At 43.7% G+C, this 11,832-nt stretch carries 11 protein-coding genes; 6 read left to right on the top strand and 5 right to left on the bottom strand.

Going from position 1 to position 11,832, the window contains the following annotated elements; all coding sequences use genetic code 11:
* Positions 1-187: 187 nt before the first annotated feature.
* The 5 genes from DWX75_RS11655 to DWX75_RS12030 form a co-directional block, all read right to left on the bottom strand.
* On the bottom strand, positions 188-340 hold the full coding sequence (locus tag DWX75_RS11655) for a YvrJ family protein (RefSeq protein ID WP_118016481.1): 153 nt from the start codon (positions 338-340) through the stop codon (positions 188-190).
* 128 nt (positions 341-468) lie between these two features.
* Positions 469-681 carry a DUF2922 domain-containing protein gene (locus DWX75_RS11650; RefSeq protein WP_118016480.1) on the bottom strand — a complete coding sequence of 71 codons (213 nt, stop codon included), beginning with the start codon at positions 679-681 and terminating at the stop codon, positions 469-471.
* Positions 682-814: 133 nt separating this feature from the next.
* On the bottom strand, positions 815-1,078 hold the full coding sequence (locus tag DWX75_RS12065) for a DUF1659 domain-containing protein (RefSeq protein ID WP_158558806.1): 264 nt from the start codon (positions 1,076-1,078) through the stop codon (positions 815-817).
* Positions 1,079-1,621: 543 nt separating this feature from the next.
* A complete protein-coding gene (locus tag DWX75_RS11640; RefSeq protein ID WP_199497613.1) occupies positions 1,622-2,476 on the bottom strand; it encodes an N-acetylmuramoyl-L-alanine amidase in 855 nt (284 codons plus the stop codon).
* Positions 2,358-2,906 (bottom strand): hypothetical protein, encoded by a 549-nt coding sequence (locus DWX75_RS12030; protein WP_147671618.1) that lies wholly within the window; start codon positions 2,904-2,906, stop codon positions 2,358-2,360. Before DWX75_RS12030 ends, DWX75_RS11640 begins: the two co-directional genes overlap by 119 nt.
* Positions 2,907-3,713: 807 nt before the next feature.
* On the opposite strand from DWX75_RS12030, the gene DWX75_RS11630 reads away from it, so the two are divergent.
* The 6 genes from DWX75_RS11630 (at position 3,714) to DWX75_RS11605 (ending at position 11,554) form a co-directional block, all read left to right on the top strand.
* Positions 3,714-5,309, top strand: coding sequence for an O-antigen ligase (locus tag DWX75_RS11630; protein WP_118016477.1), 1,596 nt, complete (start codon positions 3,714-3,716; stop codon positions 5,307-5,309).
* Positions 5,302-6,804: an oligosaccharide flippase family protein gene (locus DWX75_RS11625; protein WP_118016476.1), complete on the top strand. Its 1,503-nt coding sequence runs from the start codon at positions 5,302-5,304 to the stop codon at positions 6,802-6,804. The genes DWX75_RS11630 and DWX75_RS11625 overlap by 8 nt, the downstream gene beginning before the upstream one ends.
* A 132-nt stretch (positions 6,805-6,936) precedes the next feature.
* Positions 6,937-7,986 carry an acyltransferase family protein gene (locus tag DWX75_RS11620; RefSeq protein ID WP_118016475.1) on the top strand — a complete coding sequence of 350 codons (1,050 nt, stop codon included), beginning with the start codon at positions 6,937-6,939 and terminating at the stop codon, positions 7,984-7,986.
* Between the two features lie 256 nt (positions 7,987-8,242).
* Complete coding sequence (locus tag DWX75_RS11615; protein WP_118016474.1) at positions 8,243-9,382, top strand: DUF262 domain-containing protein; 1,140 nt, start codon at positions 8,243-8,245, stop codon at positions 9,380-9,382.
* Complete coding sequence (locus DWX75_RS11610; protein ID WP_118016473.1) at positions 9,372-10,016, top strand: MAE_28990/MAE_18760 family HEPN-like nuclease; 645 nt, start codon at positions 9,372-9,374, stop codon at positions 10,014-10,016. Before DWX75_RS11615 ends, DWX75_RS11610 begins: the two co-directional genes overlap by 11 nt.
* Entirely contained in the window at positions 10,016-11,554 is a 1,539-nt protein-coding gene (locus tag DWX75_RS11605) for an N-6 DNA methylase (RefSeq protein WP_118016472.1), read from the top strand. Before DWX75_RS11610 ends, DWX75_RS11605 begins: the two co-directional genes overlap by 1 nt.
* Positions 11,555-11,832: the final 278 nt, after the last annotated feature.

Raw genomic sequence — 11,832 nt, 5'->3', positions numbered from 1 at the left:
AAGAGCTCGTCATTTCGCATCGAGCAATCCAGATGGAGCGGCGTGATGGCGTGTTAAAGGGTGAACTTGTCATATCTGGTTCGTCTGAAGTGTAAAAATGCCTTACAATTTGTTGAGCATCGGAAAAGCCCCTGCGAGTTTGTTCGCAGGGGCTTTGGCGATTCTTCGGGTAGTTGTTACTGTTTTGTCAGTGGAAGGTGTGGCGCTGGAGCTCTTTGACGAGTTCGCTGAGCTCGGCCGTGAAACGGTCCATGGAGCGCTGGAAGCTCGTCAGGAGATAGAGCGTCACGACGATCGGGAAGCCTACGGAAGAAATCGCGGTCAGGAGATTCTGTTCCATCTGGCATCCTCCTGTCAGGTCGTTCGGGATGGGCCGGGACGTGGCTGGCGTTGGCGCTGCAGGCTGGGATCAGGGAAGATTGGGTGATTGGTGGGGAAGGTGCAGGGCGAGAACGGGCCGGCCTGGCGTCAGGCGAGCTCCTCTTCCTCTACCGTGCGCACGATGGCTTTCTGGAACGCCGTCGGCAGCGCGCCTTTGACGACGATGGCCTTCTTGGCGATGACGTTATCGGCCCATTTCTGAGCCTCTTCGCGCGTCAGGTCTTCGCGCGGGTCGAGGAGCGAGATGGCTTTCGTCTTGGCGTCGTCGAGAGCGAAGGTGATTTCAAGGGTACGTTTCATGGGGAGTTCCTCCTTTCAAGGATTCGGGGGTGGCTTCAGGTTGTGGCGGGAATGGGATGAAGGCTGCTGGGGAGCAGCCTCATTTTGCGTGCGTCCCTTTCCGGGGAGGCTGGCAAGGGATGCACGCGCGGGGTCAGGCGTTGTTGACGAGCGTCGAGACCTCGGAGCGCTGGATGTCGCCGACCGCATGCGTCTGCAGAGCGGCGAACTCCTCGCCGATGGCGAGCATGTCCTCGTCGGTGATCTCCGGGTTGATGTTGCTGACCGTGCGTGTTGCGTACTTCGTCGCGCCCGTGGCGGTTGCGCCGTTCTCAACCTTGATCTTAAGAGTCGTGGTGACGTCGATGCGCTGCGTTGCCATAAGGCATCCTCCTTTCGCGGGACTTTCGAGTCCCAATACATGGACAGTTGGTATAGAGCCCCGGCTGCCGGCCGCTGGGGCATGCAGCGGACAGCCGTATTCCAGCGGACAAGCCGCAGGAAAGCAGGTTGGGAGGTTTTCGTGGGAGGGAAAACCTTGCCTTGATTTCATTATACGGAGTTGACATGTCAAAAGGAAGCCCTTTTTTAGAGCTTCCCCTTTCGGGGGAAGTGGCCCAAAGGGCCGATAGGGGAACTTGCTGGTATTTGCTTTTTTAATTGATGAAATGTGAATTCCAGAGTATGGTTTACATTGAATAAGTATGTTATTGTACGCAGGTACCCCTTCAGTCAGCTGCGCTGACAGCTTCCCCGAAGGGGACGCCTTTACGAAAGCTGTCCCCTTGGGGGAAAGTGGCCCGTAGGGCCGATAGGGGAACTTGCTGGTATTTGCTTTGTTATTCAATGAAATGCGAATTCCAGAGTATGGTTTACATTGAATAAGTATGTTATTGTACGCAGGATACTCCTTCAGTCAGCTGCGCTGACTGCTTCCCCAGAGGGGACGCCTTTATCCTATTTAATGAACGAAGGTGGGCTGGAGGGCTTCTTCGACGCCGGATGCGATGCCGTGTGCGAAGATGTCCGGGTAGTGCTGGAGCAGCCAGGCGTCATCCTGGTTATCGATGAAGGCCGTTTCGACGAGGATGGCGGGCATGCGCGTGCCGCGCAGTACGGCGAGATTCGGATCCTCCTTGATGCCGCGGTCCGGGAAAGTCGGATCGAGCGCACGGATGTTGGCGACAAGATTTTTCTGGATGCTGACGGCAAGTTTGCCGCCGGCCGAGTCAATGTCGTAGCAGTAGGTTTCACAGCCGCGTCCTCCGCCGGCATTGACATGGATGGAGAGGAAGAAATCCGCATACCATTCGTTGGCCGTGATGACGACATTGGGATAGCCCGGGGCTTCTCCCATGAGGTTGTGGCTCTGCAGCACCTTGACCTCATGGCCGTTGCCAATGAGATAGCGCCGGCAGACGGCTGTAATCTTGGCCGTGAGATCTGCCTCCACGAGCCCGAGTTCTTTGTTGACGGCACCGGGATCGGGGCGGCCACCCGGTGCGTGACCGGGATTCAGGAAAATGTTCACGGAATTCCCTCCTAACAGTCTGTTTTCCAGTTCATCAGGATCGACCAGCCTGTAGCAGGCACGGCGGTTCACATGGCTGAGCTCGATGAGTCCCAGCCGGCGCAGCTCCTGGCGGGCGGCGATGAAGGAGCCGTGTGACAGCCCAGTATCATCGCGCAGCCTGTATTCAGGTACGACGCCGCCGTTTCTTTTTGCGAGAGCGGCGTACAGCTTCTTGGCTTTTGTCGAGGGCAATTTTTCGTACGTGTGGCACATGCCGTTTGTCAGCTGGCTTGTCTGTGTCATGAGAACTCCTTTCGTCGTTGTCGTACAGTTCCTGATCATGGATGTCGGCCAGGGAAAAGAACGCGGCAGCGGGATTGAATTTTTCCAGGCCGAGTTCCTCTTTGGGCGGATCGCTTGCTTGTACGGCTTGGCCGGGATATATATTGCTGAGCACCGTGTAAGCGGCCGACCGGCTGCCGCCGCGCGACTCATAGACCAGGTAATAATTTTTGGCGAGTTCCTCGCGTGCTCGTTGGGCTGAAGCAATGGAGAAATCACAGGCAGCAGCGATTTCACCGAGACGCAGGATGATGGGGAAGGTCCAATGGACGTTGTTGGCCCGATACATCAGGTAATGCCAGAGTGCTTGAGCTTTTGTGGAAAGCGGCCGCATTGTCTGCTGTTTGTAGAAATACACCGTTTCAGGAATCCAGCCGCCATGCTTGCTCATTGCGGCTCACAGCAGGACGAACGACAAGCCTGCTGTGAGCTGGTTGGATACTGTGTGATGTGTACAAAAAGCATGGAAATCATCCTCCCTTTTAAAAAAAATAAAACAAAGATTATGAAAATCCACAATCAAACAACAACGAAGTATTGTTTGCTCGTCTTGTATAAGATATTATCGAGTTTTCCAGGATTTGTCAACCGGTGAAAGACAAAATAGAACAAAATATTTTTCCTAAACGAAAATTTTGGTTTTTAGTTTACACCCGTTTATTGGCTGCCATGATCCTGGATTCCTGGTTTTCCAGGAGCTTCGGCGATGCGCTACGTACTATGATGGTTTTATTTTTCTCTTTTTCTTTGTCTTTGTATAGAGGACACGGGAGGCCTTGAGCCATAAGCGTTTGCCCGTTTCAAGCGGATCATGATGGACGATGTTTTGAATCGCAACCTGAACCGCATTTGTAGCTGCATCCTGATCTGGTTTGTTTTTTATCCACAAATTATCAACAGGATATACACAGATAATCCACAATGTTATACACAGGTTGAATGAGAAAATATCCGCAGGAATCCAGCGCAAATTTTCCAGAAAAGAATATTTTTCGAACAATCTATGATATAATGATGTAGTTAACGGTGATTAGGAATCTATCGACAGGATTTTCTGGTCTGGAGAATTGTATGCATGGATTTTTATTATTTATGTATTTATGCGTATTTGAAGCAATAATTTATCCTTTGGTGGATTCGGATCCCTCTGATTTAGTCGTGTTGTAGAAAATTTTAAACGGTTGAAAAGGAGTACTGTATGTCTGCTGTTTTGCGAGATAGGCTATTTTTCTTTGTTGTCTTTTTTGCTATTTTTACTCAGATACCTAGATTTTTGCAGCTTAACTTCATTGGTGCATTTATGGGCAAAAATTTAAGTATATATCCTCTTTTGATTGCTTTTGCTTATTATGCTTGGAATTATAAAAAAGCAAAGGATAGCTTTTCCTTAACAGAGACAAATAAAAAATTTATCTGGTATATTGCCATATATGTTGGTGTTGTTCTTATCTCTTTTTTTCATGGCCTGCTCATTTATCCGTATTATGATGCAATCCTTGCAGGGCCTGTCGACCAGATTGAAAAATTACCCGCCGTATATCAAAAGATACAGCAGGTGGGAATTCCTATGTCAGAAGTGACTTTACTGAAGCTTTGGATCATGGCACGCCTGATAAAGGGCTTTGCTTTGGAATGCGTTTGGTTTTTTGGTGTGCCTTTGCTGATATATCATTGGTTTAAAAAAGATGCTCATAGGGGCATCAGTATTTTGCAGAAAGCTACTGTTTGTGCGGTTGTACTCGTTTCGCTTTATGGTATCTTGGATATTTTTTATTTAAGTGGCAGTCCTGTAGCACAAGCAGCTTTAGTGAAGCTCAATCCGATTGTTCATGAAATTAAATCGAATGGAACCTGGTGGCCTCCGCTTCTGTGGAATAACCAATTGCGGTCATTGTTTGCAGAACCATCGTATTTTGGAATTTATTCAGCTTTTGCCATGCCATGGCTTTGGTATGCGATGTTGAAAACTCATACCTGGCAAAAGAAGTTGGGATTTATTTTCTTGTTATTAATCTTTACGTCTGAATTATTTTTTACTAAAGCTCGTACGGCAAATGCCCTGTTCTGGGGAGAACTTGTTTTGCTTATCGGCGTCACAGTCTGGCAGCGTGAAAAGGCTTTTTTAAAAAATACGGCCTTGATTCTTGTCATTACGGTATTGACTTTTGGCGCAACGACATATGCGATGAGTTTTATGCCGGGAAGTCCTAATTTGAACGCAGAAAAATCAATGGGATATGGTACAGAAGGTTCGCCGAAAGTGGCACTTTATATCGAGGATAATTTAGGATCTATCACGAGCGGGACACAGCGGAGCAATTTGTCGCGGTATTCTATCTTGAAGGCTAATATGGCAATTGGGCAGGATTATCCTCTCCTGGGGATAGGCAAGAATTTACGGAATGCATATATCCCAGATTATCTGCCGCAGGAAGCTTTTGCTGGTAGTGAAATTCAGATGTGGATTCATAATCAGAAGGAGAAAGGGATCATGAAGTCTGGTTTTCCTTCCTTGGGCGAATATTATACGCGCTTTGCCGAAACCGGGCTTTTGGGATTGCTGATTTATTTATTTCCTTCGCTTTATCTCTTTGGGCAACTTATAAAAAGGATGCGGCCATCTCTCTATAATCATGCGCAAAAGGAAGAAGCTATTTTCCTCTTTCTATCCCTGGCTGGAATTATGGCTTCTGGATTGGGAGATAGTTTGGGCATAACCTGTTGTTACTGGATCTTAATCGGAATCGGCTATGCATTTATTATGCCGGAGAAAATGAATCAAGACAATGAATGAACGTAAAATCGGTATCTTACTCAGCTATCTGAATATTGCACTCCATGCGGTCGTGGGCTTTCTCTATGTTCCTATCCTGCTGCATTTTATCGGGAAAGAGGAATACGGGCTCTACCAGCTGATTGGTTCCCTGATTGCGTATTTCAGCATCATGGACTTCGGCCTGACGGCTGCGGTGACGCGCTTCTATACGAAGTACAAGGCCCTGCAGGACAAGGAGGGCATGGAGAATATCCTGGCGATCTCGCTCTATGGGTATGGAGCGGCGACATTGCTGTCTTTGTTGGTCGGGTTCGTTTGCTACTGGAATCTCGATGCGATTTTTGAAGCCAGTATGACGGCGGGGGAGCTTGCGGAAGCACGGCAAATGTTCTTACTGCTGCTGTTCAATATCGCCGTGAGCCTTTCGACGATGGTGTTCCGTTCGGTCATCAATGCGCATGAGAAGTTCCTGTTCCTGAAGGGACTCGAAACGGTGCAGCTAATCCTGCAGCCATTCCTCGTCATCCTCATTCTCCAGAAAGTCCCGACGGCGATGGCCGTTGCCGTTGCCCAGACGGCCTTGAACGTGGCCTTGATTCTCGCGCGCATGTATTACTGCTTTGCGCGCCTGCATGTCACGATCCGCTTTCATTACTGGAATCAGGCGTTGTTCCATGATTTCAAGAAACTGGCGCTCAGTGTCTTTTTTGTCAGCCTCATTGACCAGGTCTTCTGGAAGACAAACCAGATCATCCTGGGCATCGTGCAGGGGACGGGGGCAGTGGCTGTTTATTCCATCGCGTCGCTGATCTACATGAACTATATGGCACTTTCTACAGCCATCTCGGGTGTTTATCTGCCGCACATTACAGAACTCGTGGCCAAGCGGCGCCCGCTGCAGGAGCTTTCGGCGCTGTTCATCCAGATTGGCCGCTGGCAGTATTATCTGCTGGCTCTGGTGGCCACGGGCTTCATCATCTTCGGACGTCAGTTCATCGCCCTCTGGGCGGGCAGCGGGTTCGAAGATGCTTACTGGATTACCATCCTCATTATCCTGCCGTTTACCATTGACCTTATCCAGAATATTGGACTGGCCATCCTGCAGGCGATGAACCGGTATGATTTTCGCGCGAAGATTTATTTTCTGACGGGGGTATTGAATCTTTTACTGGCCATTCCGCTTGGCATGCATTTCGGGGGGCTCGGCTGTGCCGTGGCTACGGGCTTTTCCATGCTGATGGGGAATGGCCTCGTGATGAATTGTTTCTATCATCGGTACATTGGTCTCGATATCCCGGCTTTCTGGAAGCAGATTGGCAAGGCCTCCGTTTCGATTGGCCTTTGTCTTTTGCTCGGCTATGGAATCAATGCCTATACGCCGGGAGATGGGAAGTTCGTGTTCTTTCTCAAGATTGTGGGATACACCCTGCTGTATGGTGTGATGGTTTATTTCCTGGCGATGAATGCGGATGAAAAGAGTAAAGTCCAGAAAATCTTCAAACGATTTGTTTAGGAAAGAGAACAGGGATATACGGTTGCAGTTGTAGGGACATTGGGCATATCTCAAGTCCCTTTATGTTTTCCTGAGGAATATGTTATAATGAAAAAATAATGTTTGATTTTAGGGAAAGGGATTGACAGATGAATGAAAACAAGTACACTCAGGACAGACAGACAGACAGACAGACAGACAGACAGACAGACAAGCATCTTCGGCATTAATCCGAAGCGGATTGCTTGGATTGATGTGGCAAAAGGGGTGGCAATCCTGCTGGTCATCATTGGTCATACGGTAAAATTCGGCGGTGCAACGAGGAACGTTATTTTTTCATTTCATATGCCGCTATTTTTCATCCTGTCGGGATATACATTCCGGCTGGCCGGTGATTTTCCTGCGTTTGTCCAGCGCGTCAAAAAGCTGGTCCGGCATTTGATTTATCCCTCGCTTATCGTTTCGGTAAGCGGCATTTTTGCGCGGTGGCTGCTGCAGGATCAGCATACGGTTTCCGCTTTGTGGATGATTACGAAGCGCATGGGAGATGCTCTCTGGTGGGCGTCTGGGGTCGGCGTGCACGCACATCCGGGACTGGGAGCACTTTGGTTCTTGTTCTCGTTATTCTGGGCCAAGGTGTTCATGGATGGGGTTCACCTGTTATTCCCTGGCAAGAAAACAGGATACATTTTTGTCGGCGTCGGTCTTTTCGGCATGGCGTTGGGATTGAAAGGCAAATGGCTGCCACAAAATATGGACGTTACGTTTATGGCCATGCTTTTTATTTACGTCGGTATGCTGTGGAGAAACTATGCGGATTGGCTGGAGCGTCATGAGCAGTCATGTTTCATGGCGGCTGTCATCATTTGGATGATTTGCCTGAACGCGCCTATGTATATCGAAATGGCAACACGCAGCTATCCTTGGACAATCTGTTCGGTCATCGAGGCGGTCTGCGGTTCGTATGCGGTTTGCTGCCTCTGCAAAGCACTTGTGGCAAACGCCCGGGTCCGCTATGTGTTCCAATTTATCGGCATGCACACACTCTTGATTTTCTTGGTTCATCATCTGGATTGGATTGCAGGGCCTGTCTGGCAGAGCTCGTCTGCTGGCATGGCATCAGTCCTGCGTGTTTTGGTTGTCTTGTCCGTTTCCTTCCTTATATACGTGATGGGATGTTTCTATCGCCGGAAAATCGCCTGACAGTGGAGGATGGAAAAGAAGGAGAAAATACACCAGATTATTTGCCATTAAGAAAAAGGGGTATCTTTTTGCATTCGAATAGTATAAAATATACGTAGATACACATAGACTTTTCATTGCATAGGTAGTTCATTGTAAAGGCTATTATAGCATAGAGAATTATGTGTTATTTTTATTTACGATTTTATAGCTGTTTCTTAAATCGTATAGATTAGAATATTTAGCCAGCGCTGTTGTAAAAAAAGGATGGATAATTATGAATAATTCAAATTTACAAAATGAAATTGATAAGATGCGGAAACAGATAAAGACAGATAGTTATCCTATGTCGATAGGTGAATTAACTAATCTTTATCGAGATGGCGATTTGAATATCAATCCTATCTATCAACGCTTATTTCGGTGGGATATTGCACAACAATCTGCTTTGATCGAATCTATTCTGCTAGGTATTCCTGTTCCTCCTATTTATGTATATCAAGATAGTGAAGGAAAGTGGAATCTGATTGATGGGTTACAGCGCTTATCCACAATTTTTAAATTTATGGGCATTTTACATATTCACAAGGCCGATGAAGATGAAGACGAGGATAATACCGCTAAACCAGAACCGTTAGTTGCCACTAAATTCTTAAAAGAATTAAAAAATAAAGTCTGGTCATCCAAGGATGCAGCTAATTCTTTGACTGAACCTCAAAGACGTTTAATTAAGAGGGCGAAACTACCTATTATCATTATAGATCAGAGCAGTGACGATTTTGCAGAGTATGAAATGTTCCAACGATTGAATACAGGAGGAAGTCATTTGAGTCCTCAAGAAATACGAAACTGTGTTTTAATTATAAAGAATGAAAGAATATATCAAGCTTTTAAACAATTAAGTGAAGAAGAAGTCTTTCATCAGACATTACCCCTTACTGAAAAAGATGAGAAAGAGCAAGGATATATTGAATTGGTCGTAAAATACTTTGTATTAAAGTATTCATCTTTGAGTAATGTGAGTGATTCTGAGAATTACAATACGATGCTTACGAATGAAGTTCTCAAACTCATCGATACTCATCAAGTTGATTTTGATGAAGATAAAAAAATTTTTCAAGAGGTATTTTCTCTCTTAGCAGAGATATTGAGCGAGTCTAGCTTTAAAAAGTATGATGCTAATAAGAAAAAACACTCCGGGGCTGTACTGGTCGGTGCGTATGAAGCTATTATTGCTGGACTTACAAAAGAAATCCTGTATTATGGCTCACATAAAACAGCTTTGAAAAAAAAGATAGAAGCTATGTACGAACAAGATGAATACTGCAGGGCAATTAAGAGAGGAACTCGTCCAGTTTCGAGAATGAAACAATTGATTGCTTTTGGAAGGAAGTATTTTTCAGATCATGAAGATTAAAACGGTAGAAAATCTAGAGGATGCATTAGATAAACATCTGGCTTGGAGAAAACAAGAGATGGTAAACTTAAAAATATTGATCGATAGAGGCGATGATGCTCGTATCACGTTGATTCGAGCTGGAATAGCCTTATTGTGCGCACATTTTGAAGGCTTTATAAAAGATGCATCCTATGACTATCTTTCTTTTGTTGCTAATCAAAATATCTGTTATAAGGATTTACAAGAAGTGTTTTCTGTAATGAAGATACATTCATTGATAGAAGAATGTGCAAAAACTTCTAAATACAGTGTACAAGCAAGGATTCTCAAAGAATATGAGGCATTATCAACAGAGATTTTTCATATCAAGAAAAAATCAATTGTAGATACACATTCTAACCCAAGTACAGAGATACTAAAAGAGTTATTACTGACATTGGGACTTGAAACGGATATATTTAGAACTAAAGCAAATTATATTGATTTTAGTTTATTGTCCAATCGCCATAAAATTGTACATGGCGAGAAAACAGAACTTGTATATGATGATTTTTCTTTAACATTTGATATTATCATGAAAATACTGATTGAATACAAAGATTTCTTAATAGATGCTGCAATAGAAGAAAGGTATAAGAAGCAGGTGCGTTGATGAAAGAATCTTACACAAAGTATCAAATACAAACACCGACTCCATATGTTAGCCGATTGCTGGATCAAGCAACATATCAAGCTAATCTGATTGGTAAAAAAATATTGGAAAATTCATTTGGCCAAGGAAATATTTTGTATGAGATTGTACGTCGCTATATTCATGATGGGTTAAAAAATAATGTTCCTTTAGAGACAATAAAAGTAGGTTTGACAAGAGATATTATCGGATATGAAATAGATTTATCTTGCATTAGGATTTGCCGTGATCGATTAAATAAGTTGGTGCAGCAATATGGGATAAATAATGTTGATTGGGATTTAAGAAATCGTGATTTTTTAAAGGATCCTATCGAGCAAGTAGATTTCATTGTAGGAAATCCACCATATATTACTTATCACGACTTGAAAGAGGAGGAGAGGATCTATTTAAAAAAACATTTTCGTTCTTGTGAAAAAGGAAGATTTGATTATTATTATGCCTTTATTGAACGATCATTAGCTTGTTTAAAGCCGTTGGGAAAGCTAGTTTATCTTGTGCCATATGGTTTATTGACGAATAAATTTGCAGAAACCATACGTAGAATGCTCAGTAATCATCTGAAAGAAATTGTTGACTTTCGCTCTATGAATGTTTTTGGACAGGTTATGTGTACTCCAATAAGTATTGTTTATCAGAACACCGTGCCGATAGAGGTGATTAGCTTGACTAAGGAGAAAATAGGTATAACACGACAATTTAGTAAAAAAAATTTTATTATGGGGAGTTTACCAACCGAAATATCTAAAGCTAAGACTAATAGCAATACTGATTCACTTACATTAGGTGATATCATTCATGTGACTAATAGCATTGCAACCTTGAGTAATGGTATTTTTATATTTTCTCCTGAACGACAGGATGATGACTTTTATTATATAAATGGATTTAAAGTAGAAAAAAATATTACATTGCCTGCTATTAGTCCTAAATCCATTGCTTTGCAGAAAAATATGCGAGTGATATTTCCTTATCAATATGAAAAATATAAAGTTATTCCAATCCCAGAAGAAGAACTTAAAAATAAATATCCGAATACCTATCATTATTTATTATCTCATAAAGAAGAGTTGATGAATCGTAGCTTGCAGAAAAATATAGGTTGGTATGAATTTGGGCGTCGTCAAGCATTAGAGATTGTTTCTCAGCCCAAACTTATTATGTCAAATGTTGTTACGAAAAAAATACATATACATCTTATTCCGGCGAATACAGTTCCGTATGCTGGTTTATGTATTGTTTTAAAAAATACATTAGATTATCAGGAAAGACTAATAAGGCAGTTGGAAATAATAAGGTCAATTTTACTGAAAGAAGAATTTTTAAGATTTCTTGTTGATAGTGGAACACCAACTATAGGAAGATCGTTACGAGTATCTGTTAGAGATATTCAGGCATATTCATTATGTGAAAAGGATAAATTTGTAATTCTTCAGAATTACAAAGCTAGAGAGATTGATATAATGACAATGAGAAGAAATAGGGAAATGTTCGTATGATTCGTTGTTATAATTATTGTAGATAGTTGTCATACTGGGTATTATTTTCTTATTATGTATACGTTCATCAGGGGATATATCTTTCTGAACTTTGGCATCTATTTGTTCTGGTATATGCTATTCTGCAGGATAGTCTGAGTATACGTGCTTGTGTACTTTATTAATGTCGGTTAATATGAAGAAAGCACGTATGGGGAAGATCTGTAGGAGAGTAGTATCTCGTTTTAGCTTATGCAGCAGCAGTTTACAGCTTTTTGAAGCACAATAAAATCGCATAG

It is taken from the genome of Mitsuokella sp. AF21-1AC (assembly GCF_003458855.1).
In the GTDB taxonomy this organism is placed as follows: Bacteria; Bacillota; Negativicutes; order Selenomonadales; family Selenomonadaceae; genus Mitsuokella.
This window is presented reverse-complemented; position numbering and strand designations above follow the sequence as displayed.

Coding starts and splice junctions, on each gene's coding strand:
- DWX75_RS11615 (WP_118016474.1), top strand. CDS start 8,243: ATGAATAATTCAAATTTACAAAATGAAATTGATAAGATGCGGAAACAG.
- DWX75_RS11630 (WP_118016477.1), top strand. CDS start 3,714: ATGTCTGCTGTTTTGCGAGATAGGCTATTTTTCTTTGTTGTCTTTTTT.
- DWX75_RS11640 (WP_199497613.1), bottom strand. CDS start 2,476: ATGACACAGACAAGCCAGCTGACAAACGGCATGTGCCACACGTACGAA.
- DWX75_RS11655 (WP_118016481.1), bottom strand. CDS start 340: ATGGAACAGAATCTCCTGACCGCGATTTCTTCCGTAGGCTTCCCGATC.
- DWX75_RS11650 (WP_118016480.1), bottom strand. CDS start 681: ATGAAACGTACCCTTGAAATCACCTTCGCTCTCGACGACGCCAAGACG.
- DWX75_RS11620 (WP_118016475.1), top strand. CDS start 6,937: ATGAAAACAAGTACACTCAGGACAGACAGACAGACAGACAGACAGACA.
- DWX75_RS11610 (WP_118016473.1), top strand. CDS start 9,372: ATGAAGATTAAAACGGTAGAAAATCTAGAGGATGCATTAGATAAACAT.
- DWX75_RS11605 (WP_118016472.1), top strand. CDS start 10,016: ATGAAAGAATCTTACACAAAGTATCAAATACAAACACCGACTCCATAT.
- DWX75_RS12030 (WP_147671618.1), bottom strand. CDS start 2,906: ATGAGCAAGCATGGCGGCTGGATTCCTGAAACGGTGTATTTCTACAAA.
- DWX75_RS11625 (WP_118016476.1), top strand. CDS start 5,302: ATGAATGAACGTAAAATCGGTATCTTACTCAGCTATCTGAATATTGCA.